Source organism: Enterobacter cloacae complex sp. IR5402, from assembly GCF_049238125.1.
In the GTDB taxonomy this organism is placed as follows: domain Bacteria; phylum Pseudomonadota; class Gammaproteobacteria; order Enterobacterales; family Enterobacteriaceae; genus Enterobacter; species Enterobacter hormaechei_C.
The window spans coordinates 458,929-479,183 of record NZ_JBMKHO010000003.1; the positions used below are offsets into that span (position 1 = coordinate 458,929).

Below are 20,255 nucleotides of genomic sequence, written 5' to 3' on the forward strand. Positions count from 1 at the left end.
TGATGCCCTCACCCTGACCCTCTCCCACAGGGAGAGGGAACAAACCCTAAAAACGGCAACGAAGTTGCCGTTTTGCTTTTATTTTGCCATTGCCTTCTCGTTCTTCGCGCGCAGCTTCTTGGCCCGACTCTCCAGCACCAGATAACAGACCGTTGCCAGCGCCAGCGGCAGGAAGTAGTAGATCATGCGGTACGCGAGCAGGGCGGCGATAATCGTCCCGTGAGACACATGCTCCCCCGCAAGCAGCGCGATAAACACCGCTTCCAGTACGCCAATACCCGCCGGAATATGCACAATCACCCCGGCAATACTGCTTACCAGCAACACGCCCAGCACAAAGAAGTAATTCACATCTTCGCCAATTAACAGCCAGATAATGGCCCCCATCGCCATCCAGTTGGCGCTGGAAACCACCATTTGCAGGACGGCAAACTTCCATGACGGCAGCACCAGCTTCTGGCCTTTAATGGTCATGTGACGACGTTTGGCAAAGGCGCAGGCCCACAGGTAGGCCGCGATGATCAGCAGCAGTACGATGCCCAGAATGCGCAGAGTGGCCTCATCGATGTACCAGTGCGCAGGCAGCTGCACCACGCCGATGGTGAAAATCACCCCGCCCAGCAGAATATACCCCAGCCAGTTGGTAGTGATGCTTAAGGAGAAAATACGCGTAATGGTGCCGCCCGGTAAGCCAAGGCGGGAGTACAGGCGATAGCGCATACCAATCCCGCCCACCCAGGTGCTCAGCGTCAGGTTAAAGGCGTAGCAGATGAATGACACCAGCATAACCTGCCGTTTGGCAAGCTTATGACCGCAGTAGGCGCGTCCCAGCAGGTCATAGCAGCCGTACATCAGGTAGCTCACAATCACCAGCCCAACGGCACCCAGCAGGACTGTCCGGTTGTAGTTGCGAATAACTTTCCACACCTCTTCCCAGTCCACCTTCTGGGCATACACCACCAGCAGGACCGCGACGGCAATAAAGAACAGCCAGGTCAGGATTTTTTTCGCCAGCCGCCAGCGAGGATGAGATTTTGACATCAGGTTTTCCCTCCATCTTCCGCCTCTACGCGGTCCTGGGTTTCCATTTCGGGTTGCACAGGCGGATCCACCAGCGCCAGTTTCGGCGTATGCGCGGGCAGCCAGCCCACCATGGCCGGGAAGTGGCGCAGGAAGTGGAACACCACCACGCCGATGCCCACGTTCCACCAGCTGCGTTTCGGCACCATGGACTCATCCACACGCACGCAGTCTTTATTAATAAGACCCTGAAGGTTATCGCGCAGGGTGTGATTAAACTGGCGATCGTGGATGATGAGGTTCGCTTCCAGATTCAGCGATAAGCTCAGCGGATCAAGGTTGCTGGAGCCGACGGTCGCCCAGTGGTCATCCATCACGGCGACTTTGCCGTGCAGCGGGCGGCGGCGATATTCATAGATCTGCACGCCGCTTTTGACCAGATAGCGATAGAGCAGACGCGCGCCCACCTTCACAATCGGCATATCGGGCTCACCCTGCACGATAAGCTTCACGCTCACGCCGCGTCGGGCCGCGTTGCGCATGGCATGCAAAATCCGGTAACCGGGGAAGAAATAGGCGTTAGCGATAATCACCTCGCGCTTCGCGTTCGCCAGCATCTTCAGGTAATGACGCTCGATATCGTCCCGATGCTCCTCGTTATCACGCCAGACGAACAGGGCCTGCGCCTCGCCAGGCTTGCGGTTCTCCTCCGGGCGGTGACGGCGTCGCCACCAGCGGCGGACGGCCTCCTTGCCGGGTAAGTTTTCCAGCACGAACAGCTGGATGTCCTGCACTACCGGCCCTTCGATACGGATCGCGTAGTCCTGTTTCGCTTCGGGACCGTAATCCGACATATGCTCGGCGGAGTAGTTAATGCCGCCCACGAAGGCCACCGTTTCATCCACCACCACAATTTTGCGGTGCATACGGCGGAACAGGTTGGTGCGCATGCCGAACAGACGCGGGCCGGGATCGTAATAGCGGAACACCACCCCTGCGGCGGTGAGCTCGTTAACAAATTCGTCGCTGAGATCCGGCGAACCATATCCGTCGAGCAGGACCTCGATTTTTATACCGCGACGAGCGGCATGCAGCAGTGCGCTATGCAACTGCCTGCCCACGTCATCTTCAAACCAGATAAACGTTTCCAGAAAGACTTTCTGCTGTGCGTGGCTAATCGCCTCAAAAACCGCCGGATAATAGTTATCGCCATTTTCCAGCAGCGTAATACGGTTACCTTCCTGCCATGTGCATTTCATAAGTGGATCTCCGCGCTGAGTGGGGCATGGTCGGAGAGATGTCGCCAGTTGAGCAAGGCCAGCGCCGTCGGGCTACTGGCGTGGGCATTTTTTACGTAGATGCGGTCAAGGCGCAGCAGGGGGAAGCGCACCGGAAACGTTCGCGCGGGACGACCGCGTGCGCGGGTAAAAATCTCCTCCAGCCCCGCATTCACCTTCAGCGGATGGTTGGCACGCTGTCGCCAGTCGTTGAAATCACCGGCCACCACCACGGGCTCGCCCTCCGGCAGCGCATTTGTCCAGTCTGCCAGCATCTGTAGCTGGGCCTGACGGTGGGCTTCACGCAGGCCAAGATGAACACAGCCTACATGAATGGGAAAATCGAGCTCTGGGGGGGTGATACGACAGTATAACAGCCCGCGTTTTTCACTCTCGCCAACGGAGACGTCCCGGTTCTCATAATGCTCGATAGGAAAACGCGACAGCACCGCGTTACCGTGATGCCCCTCCGGGTAGACCGCATTGCGCCCGTAGGCGTAATCGCTCCACATGGTATCCGCCAGAAACTCGTAGTGGGGCGTGTCGGGCCAGTTTTCGAAATGCATCGGGTGCACTTCATGCGCGCCCATGACCTCCTGGAGGCAGACAATATCGGCGCTGACGGTGCGCACCGCGTCGCGCAGCTCCGGTAAAATGAAGCGGCGGTTAAATGCTGTGAAGCCCTTATGAATGTTTATCGTCAGCACCTTAAGCGAGAAATGCTGCGTTTTTTTGCTCATAAACACCTTCCTGGGTGACTATCCCGATGAAAATAAAGTGTAGTAGGCGTCACAAAAAGATGCGGCGTTACGGAATTTTCCGTAAAGTGCGGTAGTCTGAATTAGCAGAGAAAAATCCTTCAGGAGAGAAGCCATGAAGTGGCAACAACGCGTTCGTGTCGCAACCGGTTTGAGTTGCTGGCAGATAATGTTGCATTTACTGGTCGTGGCCGTACTGGTGATGGGCTGGATGAGCGGCACGCTGGTGCGTGTTGGCTTAGGGTTATGCGTGGTTTACGGCGTGACCGTGCTGTCGATGCTGTTTTTACAGCGTCATCACGACGCGCGCTGGCGCGAAGTGGGAGATGTGCTCGAAGAGCTCACCACCACCTGGTATTTTGGTGCGGCAATGATCGTCCTGTGGCTGTTGTCACGCGTGCTGCAAAACAACCTGCTGCTGGCCCTGGCGGGTCTGGCTATCCTCGCAGGACCCGCGGTGGTGTCGTTGCTCACCAAAGAGAAAAAGCTACGCGATGTTTCGTCTAAACATCGCATAGGCCACTGAGCCCGTAGTGGCCGCGATGACCAGTAGCGGCCACAAACTTCCCCACACAATATCCAGACTCGCATCCTTCAGATAGATATGCTTGGTGATATCCGTGAAGTGACGAATCGGGTTTATCCACGTCAAATCCTGTAACCACACCGGCATGTTCTCCACTGGCGAAACGTACCCAGAAAGCAAAATCGCCGGCATCATAAAGACAAACACCCCAATAAACGCCTGCTGCTGCGTTGAGCATAGTGCGGAGATCAGCAGCCCAAACCCCACCAGCGACAGCCCGTAAATCACCATCGTGAAGTAAAACAGCGCCAGCGATCCGGCGAACGGGATCTGGTAGGCCCAAATTCCCACCCCCAGCACGATGGTGGCCTGGAAGGTGGCGACAATTAGCGCCGGCACCGCTTTGCCGACGAAAATTTGCCAGGTGGCGAGCGGAGAGACCAGCAGCTGATCCAGCGTGCCCTGTTCGCGCTCGCGAGCGACGGAGAGGGAGGTGACGATCATCACCCCGATGGTGGTGATCATGGCGATCAGCGACGGCACCACAAACCACTTGTAGTCCAGATTTGGGTTATACCAGTTGCGCACCACCAGTTCGCTGTTGTTGGGCTTCGGTTTGCCGTCCATCAGCTCCTGCTGGTAATCCTTCACCACCTGCTGGAGGTAGTTGGCTGCGATCTGGGCGCTGTTGGAGTTACGCCCGTCGAGGATCAGCTGCATCGGCGCGGTCTGGAAGGTATCCAGATTGCGGGAGAAATCCGCCGGGAAGCGCACCAGCAGCAGCGCTTTTTGCGTGTCGATGGTGGGCTGAATGTCCTGCGGGCTTTGCAGCAGCAGGATGTGGGTAAAGGCTTTCGCACGCGCAAAGCGCTGCGTCAGCTCGACGGAATGCTTGCCATTGTCTTCGTTGTAAATGGCGATGGTGGCGTTGGTGACCTCCAGCGTGGCGGCAAACGGAAACAGTACAACCTGAAGCAGCACCGGCAGCACCAGAATGGCGCGGGTCTGCGGCTCGCGCAGCAGGGATTGCAGCTCTTTGCGGATCAGTGTCCATAAACGGTGAAACATGCGCGCTCCTTAATCTAACCGCCGTTTGGTTTTCATCCACGTCAACCCGATAAACATCACCGCCGACGCCATTAAAAACAGCGTGTTGATAATCAGCACTACCGGAATATTCCCCGCCAGGAACAGGCTTTGCAGCGTGCTCACGAAGTAGCGCGCCGGGATAATGTAGGTCACGGCGCGGATGACAGCAGGCATACTGTCTATCTGGAAGATAAACCCTGAGAGCATTATTGACGGCAGGAAAGCGGCGTTCAGCGCCACCTGCGCGGCGTTAAACTGGTTGCGGGTGATGGTGGAGATGAGCAGCCCCATCCCCAGCGTGCTGAGTAAAAACAGGCTTGTGATAAAGAACAGCACCACCAGCGAGCCGCGGTACGGCACGCCGAGGATAAAGACGGACACCAGCATGCAGAGCAGCATCGCCAGCATGCCGAGGAAGTAGTAGGGGATCAGCTTGCAGAGCAGCAGCTCGACGCGCGTCACTTCGGTCGAGAGCAGCGCCTCCATGGTGCCGCGCTCCCATTCGCGGGCGATCACCAGCGAGGTCAGAATCGCGCCGATCACCGTCATAATAATCGTTACCGCGCCCGGAATAATAAAGTGCTGGCTGATGGCGGCGGGGTTAAACCAGTAGCGTGTCTGCACGTCAATCAGCGGTTCAAACTTTTCCCCCCGGTCCTTGGCGCGCTGCATCTGCCAGAGCTGCCAGATCCCCTCCGCGTAGCCCTGCACAAAGTTCGCGGTGTTCGGCTCGCTGCCGTCGGTAATCACCTGGATCGGCGCATCGGCGCCCGGGCGCGCCATGTTGGCCGCGAAATCCACCGGAATGACGATCAGACCGCGAATCTTCCCGGCCTGCATTTTCTGGATCAGTTCCTGCCGATTGTCGCTGATGGTGGCATCGATGTAGGGCGAGCCGGTCATGGCGTGGGTGAAGTCCAGCGCCTCTTCGCTCTGCTGCTCCAGCAAAATCCCGACCCGCAGCTTGCTGGAGTCGAGGTTAATCCCGTAGCCGAAAATAAACAGCAGCAGCAGGGGGATCACCACCGCAATCAGCCAGCTGCTGGGATCGCGCACGATCTGACGCGTCTCTTTAACGCACAGGGCGCGCACCCGGCGCCAGGAGAGGGCGTTACTGCGCATGAGTATTCTCCTTATCCCAGTCGTGGATGAGGGTGATAAACGCCTGCTCCATGGTCGGGTCTGGCTGCGAGTCGTCGGCGGCCTGCGCTTTCAGGTCATCCGGCGTGCCGTGGGCAATCAGCTTGCCGCGATAGACCAGCCCGATACGGTCGCAATACTCCGCCTCGTCCATAAAGTGGGTGGTGACCATCACGGTCACGCCTTTTTCCACCATGCTATTGATATGCAACCAGAATTCACGGCGGGTGAGGGGATCCACGCCTGAAGTCGGTTCATCAAGAAACAGGATATCCGGCTCGTGCATCAACGAGCAGGCCAGCGCCAGCCGCTGTTTGAAGCCAAGCGGCAGCGCGTCGGTCGCCTGCGAGGCGATATCGGTCAGGCCGAAGGCGTCGCACATGCGGCCGATCTTCTGGTTCTGCGCCCGTCCCCGCAGGCCATAGACGCCGGAGAAAAATCGCAGATTTTGCTCCACCGTCAGGTTGCCGTAGAGCGAAAACTTCTGCGCCATATAGCCCAGGTGCTGGCGCGCTTTGCCGGAGCTGACTTTGAGATCCATGTTCAGCACCAGCGCTTTGCCGGACGTCGGTACCAGCAGACCGCACATCATTTTAAAGGTGGTGGATTTTCCTGCGCCGTTCGGCCCGAGCAGGCCAAATATCTCGCCGCGCTTCACGGCAAAATTGACGTTATCGGTGGCGGCGAAATCGCCGAATTTTTTGGTGAGCGATTTCGCTTCAATGACCGTTTCGCCCGGCGTACCTTCCACCGTGTGCAGAATGGCGCCAAGCGGTGATTCTGAGGTTCCCGCCCCGCCCAGCAGATCGATAAACGCATCTTCAAAGCGCGGCGAGGTCTCTGACATGTCGATCTCAGGCATCCCCTGCGCACGCCGGATATCGTCGGCGGTGGCCTCTTTTTTGAGGATCACGCGCACCGAACGGCCCTGAATCATCCCGTCGCTCACCTGGGGCAGCTTCAGCACCCGTTGCAGCAGCGTGCGGTTGGATTCCTGCGCGCTGTGCAGCAGAAAACTTCGCCCGGCCATGGTTTGCGTCAGCTCGGTGGGTTCGCCCTGATAGAGCAGTTCGCCTTCATTCATCAGCAGCACGTCGCGGCACTGTTCTGCTTCATCAAGGTATGAGGTACTCCAGAGGATCAGCATGCCGTCACCCGCCAGCTCGTGCACCATCTGCCACAGTTCACGGCGGGAAATCGGGTCCACGCCGACGCCGGGTTCATCCAGCAACAGCACCTTCGGTTCGCCCACCAGCGTGCAGGCCAGCCCCAGCTTCTGCTTCATCCCGCCGGAAAGTTTGCCCGCCAGCCGTTCGGTGAACGGGCCGAGGGAGGTGAACGCCAGCAGGCGCTCGAAGGTTTTCTGCCGGGTTTCGCCGGTGACGCTGCGCAGGTCGGCGTACAGGTTGAGGTTTTCCATTACCGTCAGATCTTCGTACAGACCAAACTTCTGCGGCATATAGCCGAGCATGCCGTGGAGCGCCGCGTCGTCTTTGATCGGATCGAGGCCAAGCACGCTGGCACTGCCTTCATCCGGCTTCAGCAATCCCGCCAGCATCCGCATCAGCGTGGTTTTACCCGCGCCGTCCGGCCCCACCAGCCCGGTCACATAGCCTTTCTGAATCGTACAATTCAGCGGTGCGACCGCCGGTTTAGCCATTCCCGGGAAGCGTTTGACCAGATTGTTGAGCTGGATAATCGCGTCATTCATGTCGTTCCCCGTCGTTTAAGGTCACGGTAACAGGCATGCCCTGACGCAGCGCGTCGTCCGCATCGGTGACGATGATGCGCAGGCGATACACCAGGTCGGTACGCAGGTCCGGGGTTTCAACGGTTTTTGGCGTGAACTCGGCGGTAGGGGAGACGAAGCCCACTTTGCCGTGATAAGGCTTGTCCGGGCGACCGTCGGTATAGAGCAGCAGTTCGCGGCCCGGCTGCATCTGGCCAAGATTCGGCTCATCAATGTAAGCGCGCACCCACACCGGACGGGTTAAGGAGAGCGTTAACACGGTGCTGCCCGCGCTGAGCATGCTGCCCGGCTCCACGGCGCGGGTCATCAGCGTGCCGTCAGACGGGGCGATTAACGTGGTGTCGTGCAGATCCAGCTCCGCCTGGGCTAACTGCGCCTGCGCCTGCTCAAGGCTGGCCTTCGCCTGGGCAATGTCCTGCGCACGGTTACCGGTGCGGTACTGGCTTAGCTTATCCTGGGCAGATTTCAGCGTCGCCTGTGCCTGGTCGCGGGATGAGCGCGCATTTTCCAGGTCGTTGGCGGAAATAGTACGGCTTTTCCATAAGCCTTGCTGACGGTTATAAAAATTCTGCGCATAGTCATAGGCGGCTTTTGCCTGCTTAACGGCAGCGGCCGCCTGGGAGATCTCTTCGTCGCGATAGCCCGCCAGCATCAGGTCGTATTGCGCCTGTGCGACGGAGACGCCTGCTTTTGCCTGCATCAGCGCGTTCTCAAACGGGGCTTTGTCCAGCATCCCCAGCGTCTGCCCGGCTTTGATGGCATCGCCTTCGTCAACGTTCAGCGAGGCAAGCCGTCCGCCAACGCGGAAGCTCATGTTCACGGTGCGGATATCCACGTTGCCATACAGCGTCAGGCCACGATCCTGCTGGCTCTGATACCACAGCCAGCCGCCTGTTCCCGCGGCAAGCAAGACAACAACCACCAGAATGATGGCGACAGGTTTTTTCATGACTTCTGGCTCCTTTGCGTTAAGCCTTGCAGGATCAGATCAACGTGACAGGTAATGACCTGGCTAATTTGCGCGGCTTTATCCTCATCGAATTGTGTCCAGCCCGTACGTAACAGGATGGTCTCACGCCCCAGACGGAAGGCGAGCACTTCGCCCAGCAGGGCGTGGGTATGCAAAATGGTGTCGGTATCGCTGGCGTCCCGTCCGGTATAGGCGGCGATCAGCCGGGTCAGATGGCTGTGCATCGGGGCGATCACCTGATCGTGCACCAGCTGGTACGCGGCAGTGGGGGAGAGCTGCTCGCGGGAGATAAATTTGCTCAGGTTCAGCGTATCGTCGTGCGTCAGCAGGCGGATCATGTTGTGACAGGCGTTAAGGATCAGCTGGCGGATGGCAGCCCGGTCAGGCTCTGGCTGGCTGAACAGCGCGGTGGCTTCTTCCACGTGCGGGCGAAAGCTGGTGCCGATAAAATCCGCGATCCACTGGGCGCAGGCGAGGTATAAATCCTCTTTTGAGCCAAAATAGTAGGTGATGGCCGCAATATTCTGCCCGGCCTGAGCGGCGATATCCCGCGTGGTGGCATGCAGACCATACTCGCCAAACTGCGCCAGCGCGGCGGCGATAAGCTGACTTTTCGCCTGTTCGCCTTTGGTTGTCGCTGGGGTTGTATTCATAGCAGCATTAAAAATTAATCAATCGATTGATTAAGATTATGCCTGATTTGCGCAAACGTCGAGTCATCGCCGGGGATATTTTATGCGCCACGTCACAAAAGCTGCTACACTCCGCACCTTCGCGACATTGTGGTTTTTGTCCTTCTATTCGTTATATCTCCCTGAAAACTACACCTGTGATGGTCGGGGCGGTTCGGAGTTTTTATGTCTTTTGATTCCCTTGGTCTGAACCCGGAAATTCTGCGCGCCATCGCAGAGCAGGGCTACGTTGAGCCAACCCCTATCCAGCAGCAGGCCATACCGGCCGTTTTGCAGGGCCGTGACCTGATGGCAAGCGCGCAGACCGGTACCGGTAAGACCGCGGGCTTTACCCTGCCGCTGCTGGAGCTGTTGGTAAAAAACCAGCCGCACGCCAAAGGCCGTCGTCCGGTGCGTGCGCTGATCCTCACCCCAACCCGCGAGCTGGCGGCCCAGATTGGCGAGAACGTGCGTGAATACAGCCGCTACCTCAACATTCGTTCGCTGGTAGTTTTCGGCGGGGTAAGCATTAACCCGCAGATGATGAAGCTGCGCGGCGGCGTGGACGTGCTGGTGGCAACACCGGGGCGTCTGCTGGATCTGGAACACCAGAACGCGGTGAAGCTCGATAACATCGAAATCCTGGTGCTGGACGAAGCCGACCGTATGCTGGACATGGGCTTCATCCACGACATTCGCCGCGTGCTGGCGAAGCTGCCGACGCGTCGTCAGAACCTGCTCTTCTCCGCGACCTTCTCCGACGAGATCAAGGCGCTGGCGGAAAAGCTGCTGCATAACCCGCTGGAAGTGGAAGTCGCGCGCCGCAACACCGCCTCCGAGCAGGTGACGCAGCACGTTCACTTTGTGGATAAGAAGCGCAAGCGGGAACTGCTCTCCCAGATGATCGGTCAGGGCAACTGGCAGCAGGTGCTGGTCTTTACCCGCACCAAGCACGGCGCCAACCACCTGGCGGAACAGCTGAATAAAGACGGCATCCGCAGCGCGGCGATCCACGGCAACAAGAGCCAGGGCGCGCGTACCCGTGCGCTGGCGGACTTTAAATCTGGCGACATTCGCGTGCTGGTGGCAACCGACATCGCCGCACGCGGTCTGGATATCGAAGAGCTGCCGCACGTGGTGAACTACGAGCTGCCAAACGTGCCGGAAGATTACGTTCACCGTATCGGCCGTACCGGCCGTGCGGCGGCAACCGGGGAAGCGCTCTCTCTGGTTTGCGTGGATGAACACAAGCTTCTACGCGACATTGAACGCCTGCTGAAGAAAGAGATCCCGCGCATTGAAACCCCGGGCTATGAAGTGGACCCGTCGATCAAAGCCGAGCCAATTCAGAACGGTCGTCAGGGTGGCGGACGCGGTCAGGGCGGCGGTGGTCGCGGTCAGCAGCCGCGTCGTTCAGAAGGTGGCGCGCCGAAATCTTCGGGCAAACCGCCGCGTCGTAATAACGACAGCAAACCAGCCGGTGGAAACCCGTGGCGTAGCGGCGAAGGGAAACCGGCAGGCGAGGGGCAGCGCCGACGCCGCCCGCGTAAACCTGCTAACCCGCAGTAATCTGGAAGCCCGGTCGTAAAGCCGGGCTTTTCTTTTTGCGGCAGCGGAGAGAAAGTGCCACAATAGTGGCTGTTTATACAGTATTTCAGGTTTTCCGATGGCTTTAACCGCTGCGCTGAAAGCGCAAATAGGCGCCTGGTATAAGGCGCTACAGCAGCAGATCCCCGATTTTATCCCCCGAGCGCCGCAGCGGCAGATGATTGCCGACGTGGCAAAAACGCTCGCCGGGGACGACGGGCGACATCTGGCGATTGAAGCCCCGACCGGCGTCGGGAAAACCCTGTCGTATCTCATTCCCGGCATCGCCATCGCGCGGGAGGAGGACAAAACGCTGGTGGTCAGCACCGCCAACGTGGCCTTGCAGGACCAGATCTTCAGCAAAGATTTGCCGCTGCTGCGCAAAATTATCCCCGATTTACGCTTCACCGCCGCCTTTGGTCGCGGGCGCTACGTCTGCCCGCGCAATCTGGCGGCGCTGGCCAGCAGTGAACCCTCCCAGCAGGATCTGCTCGCGTTTCTTGATGACGAGCTGACGCCAAATAACAAGGCGGAGCAGGAGCAGTGCGCAAAGCTGAAGGCCGATCTCGACGGCTACAGGTGGGACGGCCTGCGTGATCACACCAGCCAGGCGATCGGCGACGACCTGTGGCGCAGGCTCAGCACCGATAAAGCGAGCTGCCTGAACCGCAACTGTCACTACTACCGCGAGTGCCCTTTCTTTGTTGCCCGGCGTGAGATTCAGGAAGCGGAGGTGGTTGTCGCCAACCATGCGCTGGTGATGGCCGCACTGGAGAGTGAAGCGGTCCTGCCGGAGCCCAAAAACCTGCTGCTGGTGCTCGATGAAGGTCATCATCTGCCCGACGTGGCGCGGGATGCGCTGGAGATGAGCGCGGAAATTACCGCCCCGTGGTTTCGCCTGCAACTGGATCTGTTCTGTAAGCTGGTGGCAACTTGCATGGAGCAGTTCCGCCCGAAAACCACGCCGCCGCTGGCGGTTCCGGAGCGGTTGAGCGAGCACTGTGAAGAGGTGTACGGCCTCATCGCCTCGCTGAATAATATTCTTAACCTGTATCTCCCAGCCACACAGGAGGCGGAACACCGCTTTGCGATGGGGGAGTTGCCGCAGGAAGTGATGGAAATTTGTCAGCAGCTGGCGAAGCACCTTGAAAAGCTGCGCGGGCTGGCGGAGATGTTCTTAAACGATCTCAGCGAGAAAACCGGTACCCATGACGTGGTGCGTTTGCACCGCATTCTGCTGCAAATGAACCGTGCGCTGGGCATGTTTGAGGCGCAGAGCAAACTCTGGCGGCTGGCCTCAATGGCGCAGGCGTCCGGCGCGCCGGTGACAAAGTGGGCCACCCGCGAAGTGCGAGACGGGCAGGTACATCTTTTCTTCCACTGCGTGGGCATCCGCGTGGCCGATCAGCTGGAAAAGCTGATCTGGCGCAGCGTGCCGCACGTGGTAGTGACATCGGCGACCCTGCGTTCACTGAACAGCTTCTCAAGGTTGCAGGAAATGAGCTGCCTGAAAGAGAAAGCGGGGGACCGTTTTGTGGCCCTGGACTCGCCGTTCAACCACTGTGAGCAGGGCAAGCTGGTGATCCCGCGCATGAACTATGAGCCGCTTATCGATAACGAAGAGCAGCATATTGCGGAAATGGCGGCCTACTTCCGCGAGCAGGTTGAGAGTAAAAAATACCCCGGTATGCTGGTGCTGTTTGCCAGCGGCCGCGCGATGCAACGCTTCCTGGAGCACGTCACCGATCTGCGCTTGCTCCTGCTGGTGCAGGGCGATCAGCCGCGCTATCGGCTGGTGGAAACCCACCGTAAACGCATCGATAACGGCGAGCGCAGCGTGCTGGTGGGGTTACAGTCCTTTGCGGAAGGGCTTGATTTGAAAGGTGACTACCTGACGCAGGTGCATATCCATAAAATTGCCTTCCCGCCCATCGACAGCCCGGTGGTGATCACCGAAGGCGAATGGCTGAAAAGCCTGAACCGTTATCCGTTTGAAGTGCAAAGCCTGCCTGCGGCGTCGTTTAACCTTATTCAGCAGGTCGGGCGCTTGATCCGTAGCCACGGCTGCTGGGGCGAGGTGGTGATTTATGACAAACGACTGCTCACCAAAAACTACGGCCAACGGCTGCTGAATGCGCTGCCGATCTTCCCGATTGAGCAGCCAGAAGTGCCGGAGGTAAAAAAACGCCCGGCAAAACCCTCTGCCGGGCGTACAAAAAGCATCCGTGCAAAGAGGCGCGGTCCTACTGGTAAGTGAATGTCACCTGAATCACGCTGCTGAACGTCCCGGCAGTGACGGGCATTGAGGTGGCGTAGTAGCGCGCGGACAGGAGAAAGGTTGCCGTGTGGTCGCTCGGATTGATGGCGGCGTTAAAGGCGGCCTGCGGGGCAATCAGTATTTTGCCCTGCCGGTCTGCCAGCTCAAGCGCCAGCCCCTTTGCGCTGCCGATATTGGCAAATTTGGTCGGATGCACGCTGTCTGCCTGGCCATAGAAAAAGGCCGTGGCAAGCGCCAGCGTGGCAGGACAGTGCGATACTGACAGGGAAAAGTCTTTCCACTCGCCGGTATCCCCCACGTCTTTAAAACTGCCCGACACCGTCTGGCCTAAGTCCACCGTCAGGTTGCGGCTGGCGCTGTCAATGATGCAGGTATTGGCGTAAATATTTCCCGTCATCTGGATCTGAATATCGTCTGCGTGGGCCTGGGCCAGTAAGCCCATCGTCAGAAACGCGATTGTCTTTTTCATGTTGGTCACTTATAGGCGAGAGTGATGGTTGCTACGGTGTTGGCGGGGCCGGGCGTCACCACATCGCTGATCTGCTCGTAGCGAACCTGAAAGGGGATCTCCAGCGTTTCATTGGCAACGGCCTGGCTTTGAGTGTTGACGTAGGTATCAAAGGTCGCAATGCGGTCATCAAACAGCATTCTCACCCCGACGCCCGTTGCCATGCCTGTCTGCTTCGTCAGTTTGATCACCCCCTCGAATGCCGTCTCGTAGCCGTTAGCACTGGTGATTTTTAGCTCAGGCTGAACGGTTGTGTCACAGTTAACGGTGATATTAAACGTTTGAGCGGGGCTGGATAAAAAACCCACGCTCATAAAATCACTGACGGGAAAATCACCCAAATTAACGGTGAGATTTTTTGGCGAAACAGAGCAGGTGACCTGATGCAAAATGACGTTACCTGCATACGCAATATGGTTAGGGCTGCCGATCCCTTCGTGACCGAAAACGCCAATGCCGAATTCGGTCTGAGACTGCACCAGCGTGCCGGAGGTCACGGCGTCGCTTGTTTTGACCAGTTCAAGCGTGACGTCAAAGTTAAACGACTGTGTGCCATCGCCAGAAACATAGCCAACAGGCGTTCCGCGTGAATCGCACTGTACTCCGCCTGCTCCGCTGATTCGCTGACCCTGATCGTTCATCAATGCGACCCCGACACCCGGTACGCCGGATTCGTATACTCCCTTCAGCCCCGGAATTTCCGCTCCGGTACCGTAGTAACACGAGACAATTTCCAGTCCGCTGTCGATACTCTGATCGCAGTGCCCGGCAACATGAACGCTCTGCTCTGTACCCGGAATGGTTGCACCAACCGCCAGCGTCGTCGGGACAGAAATGGAGGCCATGTTAATCATTTTGGGCAGATCCGGCGTGGTGCAGGTCGCCTTCGCATGCGGCATAAATAACGCGGCGGTTCCCAGAACCAGTAAGAAAAAGCACTGTTTAATCATTTGCATAATCGTTAGCCTGAACGGTGGATCAGTGACACTGCGCGGCAGCGTTAATGATGCTGGTTTGCTCTTTCTCATCCGTTAGCGCATAGTCAGCGACGCAGTGCTCGTTCGCCCCCTGTCCCCAGGAAACGTAGAGATGCCCTTGCTGCGGCAGACCAGAGAGGTAGGTCTGGCCGTCATTCCCGACAATAAATTCGCTGTCCTTATCTTCGGTGGTGACCGTTGCGCCGAAGGGCAGCGGTTTACCCTTTTGCGTAAGCGTCATCAGGACGCGGTTACCCACGCGGGTGTTAAAGCTGGCGCGCACCACGGCCCCGCGGGTTGGCGTCACGATCTGCGCCGCGTGGGTGACGTCGGCGTTGTCCGGTAGCGTTTCGGTATCCAGCGCGATGGTGTTGCGGCGATACGCGGTAACAAACGGCACGACGGTGTAGCCGCGGAAGTCGGTCTCGACGCCCGTCTGGTTCGTGATATGGGTTCCGTGCGTGCCCGGCGCTTTCACCAGCGCGATGGTGTCACCGAGCGGCTGGCTCAGGGTTATTCCGTTCGCATGGGCAACCACGCCGCCCTGCAAACCGACGTTCAGGGTCTGCTGATACTTATCCTGACTGACGCCTGCGCTCACTTCGCCATAGGTCGCTTTGTAATCGGCGTTGATGCTGGTGGAGTTACCGCTGCCGGTGCTGCTCAGCCCTTCCTGGATGTTCCAGTTCAGGTTGTCCTCTTTCAGCGCCGTGCCGTTCAGGCCGATGTTCTGCGTCGTGCCGTCTTTGGTGTTGTTCAGGTTGTAGGTGGCCCAGGTGTTATGCATCCAGCGGTCCAGCGGCACCGAGACGCTCAGCGAGAACTGGTTGTCGTTTGTCACCTCGTTACCGTCTTCATCGCTGTCCTGGGTGTTTTTGTTCATGCTGTAGCTGAGGCTGTAGCTCACCCCGTGCCAGCTATTGTTGTAGCTGACGCTCATCGAGGTCATGTTCTGGCTCTGACTCCAGTACGTCTCTTTCACCATGCTCAGGGTGACGGATCCCCAGCCTTCCGGCAGCGTCTGGTCGATGGTGGCTTCGGTTCGGGCGCGGCGCTGCTGCGGTGCAGACCAGTTGTCGGAGCGGGTATATGACTCCATGGTGTCGTCCAGGGTGTAAAACCCTTTGCTGTTATAGCGATAGCCCGCAAGGGTAAAGTTGGTGCCCGAACCGGCGAAATCTTTGCTGTAACGGATGCGCCATGACTGGCCCTTGCTGGACTGCTGTTTTTTCAACAGAGCTCTGGCGCGGGTTACGTCAATGGAGAACGCCCCCAGATCGCCCATGTTTTTCCCGGCGCCAATCGCCTGTGACTGATAATGGTTACTCTGCTGCACGCCGCCGTAGACCGTGAAGCCGAAGGGTAAACCGTAGATGGCGCTTCCCTGGGCAAACGGGGTCTTTTCAACGTCTTTGTCATAAGAGCGATAACGCCCGGCGGTTACGCTGTAGCGCAGGTTTTTTTCACGCTGCAATACCGGCACGGAGGCAAACGGCACCACGAAGTGGCTTTCGCTGCCGTCTGTTTCTTTCACCGTGACCTGGAGATCGCCGCTGCTGCCGGTGGGGTAGAGATCGTTAATTTCGAACGCGCCGGGGGCGACCGTGTTCTGATAAATGATGTAACCGTTCTGGCGTACCACCACCTGCGCGTTACTGTGGGCGCTGCCGCGAATAATAGGGGCATAGCCTTTCTCGCTGTCCGGCAGCATGTCGCTGTCGGATTTTAGCTCCACGCCGGTATAGGGGACGCTGTCAAAAACGTCGGAAGGTGAGGTGCTTTGGCCCACCGTCACGTCACTTTTCATCGCCACAATATCGCGTTGCGCATAGGTATAAACGGAGGTGAATTTCTGTTCCTCCTCATGACCCGTGGTGCTGCGATTCCAGGTGGAGTAGTTACGAACGCGCCATGCCCCGATGTTGAAGCCGGGACGCAGGTTAACGTACTGGCTGCTGCTATTCTCTTCACCCTGCTGGCGCGCATGGCTCTGGCTGGCGTTGACGCTGTAATTAAGCAGGCCCGCGTTGATCCCTTCGTCAAACTCTTTCGGGTCGATGTAACCGCGAGGTACCTGACCGAGCGCCTTTTGCGGAATGCTCAGCAGCAGCTGCTGATTGCGCACGCGAAAGGTCGCGGATGCCGAAGGGATGGCGTGTAGATCGGCGCACTGACCTTCTGCTCTCAGCTGCGGATATTTTTGCGTTTTGATCCCGAGGCTCTTTAATTCGTCCAGTGTAAAACAAGGCTGGAGCGTGCTGGTGCCCTGTGGATCTTTAACTAAGTTGAAGGTCACGTCGCGGGTATCAATTTTATTGTTATTGATAAAGATCGCGACCTGATATTTACCTGGTGCCTGGCCGGGACCTTTTTCATAGACAGACAGATCGGTCTTTCCCTGCTGCGGGTTATCAATGTCCAGCAGGGCAGGGTTAAAATAATCATCAGCCAAAACCTGCTGCGCAAAGATCGCCATTGCCAGGCAACAAATAGCCATCAGCAATGACGAAAATCGGCAGGTGAACGGCTTTTTATGGCTGTACATGATGATTTTATTACCGGGTAATACGATTAATGAACGGGTTTAGACCATGTCTGACTGATGCTGCCGTAATCGGTAATAATGGAATACGCGACGGTAGAACCTCCGACGTTGCCAGGTAAAGCAAAATGCGTTTCAGTTTTCGGCACAGCCCAGGTGGCTTTTTTGACTTTCTGTCCATTCAGGGTGACGGTCTGAAAATTCATAAAGAAAGGTGTGGGATTATTCACCACTAAATCATTCCCTTCGCGATGCCATTCAAGTTTATCGGCCACATCTTCTGGTCTGCCTTTTACCGCTGACGGGCGATAGAGCAATTTAATGCGTGTATTAATGGCAATTTGCAGCGTATTTACCCCTTCGACATGCTTCGAGGACGGGATCGCTTTAATATTCAGCCAGTACAGAGATTCCCTGTCTTCCGGTAAATTTCCTCCCGTACGGACTACGCGCAGGACGTTATCCTCTTTCGCATCCAGTCGAAAAAGCGGCGGGGTGATCAGGAACGGGGCTTTGGCTTGGTTTTTACCGCCAGAATCGACCCAGGACTGCACCAGATAATCCGTGGTATCCGGGTTTGAAAGACCGAGAGATGATTCCTTTTTATCTCCCTGATAGACCAGCCGGGTGCCATTAATCACGACCCCCGCCTGTGCCGAGGCTGCTACCAGTAAAAGAATGCTCAGTAAATAACCGTGGCGCATAAAGATTTTTCAATAAAAAGATGAGATATTAATGCTCGCAAAAGCATTAATATCTCAGGATTGATAAGATCAGTTATAAATAACGGTGAAGGTTGATACAGAGTTAGCAGGGCCCGCGGTGACTGCCGCCTGGGTTTGAATATAACGCGCACCGAACTCCAGATCGTTAACCGCCGTGCCGGAGGCTAAAGGATATTGCTTCGAAGGGGTATACAGGCTGACAGGCTGCCCGGACGTGTCAACCAGCTGAATAGCCACACCGGTAGCCGCATCGGTATCGGGCGTTAACGCCAGCGCGGCATTATTATCCGCATCCGGGGGACCACCGAAGTTAATCGCTGCCGAGGTTACGGTTTCCGGACAATTGGTTAACTTAATATCAAACTTCGTTAATGTGCTGGTAGAGCCTGCACCGGTAAATACCGTTTTAGATACTTTTCCCAACTGAACATCTAATGGATTACTTAATCCATTCACGACCTGGCAAGCAGAATCGATAATTTCTCCGGTGAAATTAATCTGCCCTTCACCGTTGGTTGCCGCAAATGCAGATGCAGAACATCCCACCGTTGCGGCGATAAACAACCCTAATGCAACCTTGTTCATAGTAAATCCCGATATGTTTCTGGCAAAAACGTTGCCTGGACGTTTTCACCGTTGACCTTTAATGACTTTTCGATGTTTATTTAATCAAAAAAAGGACAGAGACGAATCTTTTGTCCCAATCACAAATATTGCAAATAATGCTTGAGTTTATTTTTTTATCTGAAAACAGCAGGTTGATAATGATCACAAAACACTATCGGGTGCGTGTCCATCGGGCTATATTGTTAACAAGATGATGCTGTCAGGAGAAATGTCGTGGATTACCGCAAAATTATCAAAGAGGTAGGGCGTGGGAAAAACCATGCTCGCGATCTGGACCAGGACACGGCCCGTGCGTTGTACACGCATATGCTGAATGGCGACGTGCCGGAGCTGGAAATGGGCGGCATTCTGATTGCGCTGCGCATCAAAGGGGAAGGTGAGGCGGAGATGCGGGGTTTTTATGAGGCCATGCAGTCGCAGACGATGCGTTTAACCCCGCCCGTCACGAAGCCGATGCCGATAGTGATCCCGACCTACAATGGCGCGCGTAAGCAGGCAAACCTCACGCCGCTGCTGGCTATTCTGTTGCAGAAACTCGGTTTCCCGGTGGTGGTACATGGCGTGAGCGAAGATCCAACGCGCGTGCTGACAGAAACCATTCTGGAATTATTAGGCATCGAACCTACTCTCCATGCTGGCCAGGCGCAGGCCAAACTGGAGGGGAACCAGCCGGTCTATATTCCCGTGCGCGCGCTCTGCCCGCCGCTGGAAAAGCAGCTGGACATGCGATGGCGAATGGGAGTACGTAACAGCGCCCACACCCTGGCGAAGCTGGCGACGCCGTTTGCCGAAGACGCCGCGCTACGTCTTTCCAGCGTCTCCCATCCGGAGTACGTGACGCGGGTCGGACAATTTTTTGCCGAAATCGGCGGGCGGGCGCTGCTGATGCACGGGACGGAAGGAGAGGTTTATGCCAACCCGCAGCGTTGTCCACAGCTGATGCTGATTGAGCCTGCCGGGACGCGGGTCGTACTGGAACGTGGGGAGGAGAACTGCGATGTGATCTTGCCCGAGTCAAAAGATCCGCAGGTCACCGCGCACTGGATCGTACAGTGTCTGGCCGGAAAGGTGCCGGTTCCGCAGTCGATCAAGCTGCAAATGGCCTGCTGCCTGCTGGCGGCAGGGGAAGTGGCATCCGTGGAAGCCGGATTGCAGCGCGTGGCACAGTCGTTTTAAGCAAAAAAAAGCCCGTCCAGTGGCGGACGGGCAAACAAGGGTAACAACAGGGTCAATGAGGGTTGGAGCATCTCACCAGAGGGTATGGTGAGGGTGGAGCATAATTCGTTCGATTACTTGTAGATAACCGCAGTACCGCTCAGTTTGTTATTACCGTTAGTGGACGTGATGGTGTATCCACTTGCGCCGGCAGCGGCTGCTTTTTCCGCCAGTTTGGCTTCCAGACCGTCCAGCGTGGTCGCGCCTTCAGCACTCACCACCCCGATTTTGTTCAGATCCTGTGCCTGAGTAGAGGAGACTGGCTCTACGGCGAAAGCGCCGAAAGAGAGAGCGGACAGGGCAACAGCGGCAACAGCATATTTGATGGTTTTCATAGGTCAATTCTCGCAGGTTATTCTGTTAAAGGGACGATGTTCCGTCGATGTGATAAGTATCACGGTTTTTAGCGGAAGATAAAATCGAAGAGAATTGACGTGGTTGCTCAAAAAAATTGAATGACAAATAACTTATTGATTATTAATAAATTCAGCAGCGGAATTGACACTTCTTGTGGATGCGCTTTACAGAAGCCATCGGAAGGGCACGATTTGCTACGCGTTTCGCTAAAAGTCGTGAGCGTAAAGTAAACGGCTGG

General features: G+C 56.9%; 18 protein-coding genes. 4 read left to right on the top strand and 14 right to left on the bottom strand.

Going from position 1 to position 20,255, the window contains the following annotated elements; translation table 11 throughout:
* Nucleotides 1-78: 78 nt before the first annotated feature.
* The 3 genes from ACOTXL_RS08495 to ACOTXL_RS08505 are packed head-to-tail and all read right to left on the bottom strand — an operon-like array spanning nucleotide 79 to nucleotide 3,037.
* Complete coding sequence (locus ACOTXL_RS08495; protein ID WP_003858505.1) at nucleotides 79-1,041, bottom strand: lysylphosphatidylglycerol synthase domain-containing protein; 963 nt, start codon at nucleotides 1,039-1,041, stop codon at nucleotides 79-81.
* A complete protein-coding gene (gene clsB / locus ACOTXL_RS08500; protein WP_003858503.1) occupies nucleotides 1,041-2,279 on the bottom strand; it encodes a cardiolipin synthase ClsB in 1,239 nt (412 codons plus the stop codon). The genes ACOTXL_RS08495 and clsB overlap by 1 nt, the downstream gene beginning before the upstream one ends.
* On the bottom strand, nucleotides 2,276-3,037 hold the full coding sequence (locus ACOTXL_RS08505) for an endonuclease/exonuclease/phosphatase family protein (protein WP_023315668.1): 762 nt from the start codon (nucleotides 3,035-3,037) through the stop codon (nucleotides 2,276-2,278). Before ACOTXL_RS08505 ends, clsB begins: the two co-directional genes overlap by 4 nt.
* A gap of 133 nt (nucleotides 3,038-3,170) precedes the next feature.
* Here ACOTXL_RS08505 and ACOTXL_RS08510 point away from each other — a divergent pair, with 133 nt between their 5' ends.
* Complete coding sequence (locus tag ACOTXL_RS08510; RefSeq protein WP_003858499.1) at nucleotides 3,171-3,581, top strand: YbhQ family protein; 411 nt, start codon at nucleotides 3,171-3,173, stop codon at nucleotides 3,579-3,581.
* Here ACOTXL_RS08510 and ACOTXL_RS08515 read toward each other — a convergent pair.
* Genes ACOTXL_RS08515 through cecR form a run of 5 tightly spaced genes read right to left on the bottom strand, consistent with a single transcriptional unit; the run spans nucleotide 3,543 to nucleotide 9,183 of the window.
* The gene (locus tag ACOTXL_RS08515) at nucleotides 3,543-4,649 is read right to left on the bottom strand and encodes an ABC transporter permease (protein ID WP_045350702.1); all 1,107 of its coding nucleotides are present in this window, start codon (nucleotides 4,647-4,649) and stop codon (nucleotides 3,543-3,545) included. The genes ACOTXL_RS08510 and ACOTXL_RS08515 overlap by 39 nt on opposite strands.
* A 9-nt stretch (nucleotides 4,650-4,658) precedes the next feature.
* Nucleotides 4,659-5,792: an ABC transporter permease gene (locus tag ACOTXL_RS08520; protein WP_045350701.1), complete on the bottom strand. Its 1,134-nt coding sequence runs from the start codon at nucleotides 5,790-5,792 to the stop codon at nucleotides 4,659-4,661.
* Entirely contained in the window at nucleotides 5,782-7,521 is a 1,740-nt protein-coding gene (locus ACOTXL_RS08525; RefSeq protein ID WP_045350700.1) for an ATP-binding cassette domain-containing protein, read from the bottom strand. The genes ACOTXL_RS08520 and ACOTXL_RS08525 overlap by 11 nt, the downstream gene beginning before the upstream one ends.
* Nucleotides 7,514-8,509, bottom strand: a complete 996-nt coding sequence (gene hlyD / locus ACOTXL_RS08530) for a secretion protein HlyD (RefSeq protein WP_023315672.1) — start codon at nucleotides 8,507-8,509, stop codon at nucleotides 7,514-7,516. The genes ACOTXL_RS08525 and hlyD overlap by 8 nt, the downstream gene beginning before the upstream one ends.
* On the bottom strand, nucleotides 8,506-9,183 hold the full coding sequence (gene cecR, locus ACOTXL_RS08535; protein WP_045350699.1) for a transcriptional regulator CecR: 678 nt from the start codon (nucleotides 9,181-9,183) through the stop codon (nucleotides 8,506-8,508). Before cecR ends, hlyD begins: the two co-directional genes overlap by 4 nt.
* Nucleotides 9,184-9,387: 204 nt before the next feature.
* Here cecR and rhlE point away from each other — a divergent pair, with 204 nt between their 5' ends.
* Nucleotides 9,388-10,770 (top strand): ATP-dependent RNA helicase RhlE, encoded by a 1,383-nt coding sequence (rhlE, locus tag ACOTXL_RS08540; protein WP_045350698.1) that lies wholly within the window; start codon nucleotides 9,388-9,390, stop codon nucleotides 10,768-10,770.
* 97 nt (nucleotides 10,771-10,867) lie between these two features.
* On the top strand, nucleotides 10,868-13,045 hold the full coding sequence (gene dinG / locus ACOTXL_RS08545) for an ATP-dependent DNA helicase DinG (protein ID WP_086531956.1): 2,178 nt from the start codon (nucleotides 10,868-10,870) through the stop codon (nucleotides 13,043-13,045).
* Here dinG and ACOTXL_RS08550 read toward each other — a convergent pair.
* The 5 genes from ACOTXL_RS08550 to ACOTXL_RS08570 form a co-directional block, all read right to left on the bottom strand.
* The gene (locus ACOTXL_RS08550) at nucleotides 13,032-13,535 is read right to left on the bottom strand and encodes a fimbrial protein (RefSeq protein WP_045350697.1); all 504 of its coding nucleotides are present in this window, start codon (nucleotides 13,533-13,535) and stop codon (nucleotides 13,032-13,034) included. The genes dinG and ACOTXL_RS08550 overlap by 14 nt on opposite strands.
* A 5-nt stretch (nucleotides 13,536-13,540) precedes the next feature.
* On the bottom strand, nucleotides 13,541-14,530 hold the full coding sequence (locus ACOTXL_RS08555; protein ID WP_023324353.1) for a fimbrial protein: 990 nt from the start codon (nucleotides 14,528-14,530) through the stop codon (nucleotides 13,541-13,543).
* Nucleotides 14,531-14,552: 22 nt separating this feature from the next.
* Nucleotides 14,553-17,096: a fimbria/pilus outer membrane usher protein gene (locus tag ACOTXL_RS08560; RefSeq protein ID WP_072223396.1), complete on the bottom strand. Its 2,544-nt coding sequence runs from the start codon at nucleotides 17,094-17,096 to the stop codon at nucleotides 14,553-14,555.
* A gap of 26 nt (nucleotides 17,097-17,122) precedes the next feature.
* On the bottom strand, nucleotides 17,123-17,797 hold the full coding sequence (locus ACOTXL_RS08565) for a fimbrial biogenesis chaperone (protein ID WP_023324355.1): 675 nt from the start codon (nucleotides 17,795-17,797) through the stop codon (nucleotides 17,123-17,125).
* 69 nt (nucleotides 17,798-17,866) lie between these two features.
* On the bottom strand, nucleotides 17,867-18,403 hold the full coding sequence (locus tag ACOTXL_RS08570) for a fimbrial protein (RefSeq protein WP_045350695.1): 537 nt from the start codon (nucleotides 18,401-18,403) through the stop codon (nucleotides 17,867-17,869).
* A gap of 255 nt (nucleotides 18,404-18,658) precedes the next feature.
* On the opposite strand from ACOTXL_RS08570, the gene ybiB reads away from it, so the two are divergent.
* Nucleotides 18,659-19,621, top strand: coding sequence for a DNA-binding protein YbiB (gene ybiB / locus ACOTXL_RS08575; RefSeq protein ID WP_023324357.1), 963 nt, complete (start codon nucleotides 18,659-18,661; stop codon nucleotides 19,619-19,621).
* Between the two features lie 113 nt (nucleotides 19,622-19,734).
* On the opposite strand, the gene ybiJ is transcribed toward ybiB, so the two are convergent.
* A complete protein-coding gene (ybiJ, locus tag ACOTXL_RS08580; RefSeq protein WP_003858474.1) occupies nucleotides 19,735-19,995 on the bottom strand; it encodes a DUF1471 family protein YbiJ in 261 nt (86 codons plus the stop codon).
* Nucleotides 19,996-20,255 lie beyond the last annotated feature (260 nt).

Excerpts from the sequence above, each read along its gene's own strand:
- ACOTXL_RS08495 (WP_003858505.1), bottom strand. The coding sequence starts at position 1,041 with ATGTCAAAATCTCATCCTCGCTGGCGGCTGGCGAAAAAAATCCTGACC.
- clsB (WP_003858503.1), bottom strand. The coding sequence starts at position 2,279 with ATGAAATGCACATGGCAGGAAGGTAACCGTATTACGCTGCTGGAAAAT.
- ACOTXL_RS08505 (WP_023315668.1), bottom strand. The coding sequence starts at position 3,037 with ATGAGCAAAAAAACGCAGCATTTCTCGCTTAAGGTGCTGACGATAAAC.
- ACOTXL_RS08510 (WP_003858499.1), top strand. The coding sequence starts at position 3,171 with ATGAAGTGGCAACAACGCGTTCGTGTCGCAACCGGTTTGAGTTGCTGG.
- ACOTXL_RS08515 (WP_045350702.1), bottom strand. The coding sequence starts at position 4,649 with ATGTTTCACCGTTTATGGACACTGATCCGCAAAGAGCTGCAATCCCTG.
- ACOTXL_RS08520 (WP_045350701.1), bottom strand. The coding sequence starts at position 5,792 with ATGCGCAGTAACGCCCTCTCCTGGCGCCGGGTGCGCGCCCTGTGCGTT.
- ACOTXL_RS08525 (WP_045350700.1), bottom strand. The coding sequence starts at position 7,521 with ATGAATGACGCGATTATCCAGCTCAACAATCTGGTCAAACGCTTCCCG.
- hlyD (WP_023315672.1), bottom strand. The coding sequence starts at position 8,509 with ATGAAAAAACCTGTCGCCATCATTCTGGTGGTTGTTGTCTTGCTTGCC.
- cecR (WP_045350699.1), bottom strand. The coding sequence starts at position 9,183 with ATGAATACAACCCCAGCGACAACCAAAGGCGAACAGGCGAAAAGTCAG.
- rhlE (WP_045350698.1), top strand. The coding sequence starts at position 9,388 with ATGTCTTTTGATTCCCTTGGTCTGAACCCGGAAATTCTGCGCGCCATC.
- dinG (WP_086531956.1), top strand. The coding sequence starts at position 10,868 with ATGGCTTTAACCGCTGCGCTGAAAGCGCAAATAGGCGCCTGGTATAAG.
- ACOTXL_RS08550 (WP_045350697.1), bottom strand. The coding sequence starts at position 13,535 with ATGAAAAAGACAATCGCGTTTCTGACGATGGGCTTACTGGCCCAGGCC.
- ACOTXL_RS08555 (WP_023324353.1), bottom strand. The coding sequence starts at position 14,530 with ATGCAAATGATTAAACAGTGCTTTTTCTTACTGGTTCTGGGAACCGCC.
- ACOTXL_RS08560 (WP_072223396.1), bottom strand. The coding sequence starts at position 17,096 with ATGTACAGCCATAAAAAGCCGTTCACCTGCCGATTTTCGTCATTGCTG.
- ACOTXL_RS08565 (WP_023324355.1), bottom strand. The coding sequence starts at position 17,797 with ATGCGCCACGGTTATTTACTGAGCATTCTTTTACTGGTAGCAGCCTCG.
- ACOTXL_RS08570 (WP_045350695.1), bottom strand. The coding sequence starts at position 18,403 with ATGAACAAGGTTGCATTAGGGTTGTTTATCGCCGCAACGGTGGGATGT.
- ybiJ (WP_003858474.1), bottom strand. The coding sequence starts at position 19,995 with ATGAAAACCATCAAATATGCTGTTGCCGCTGTTGCCCTGTCCGCTCTC.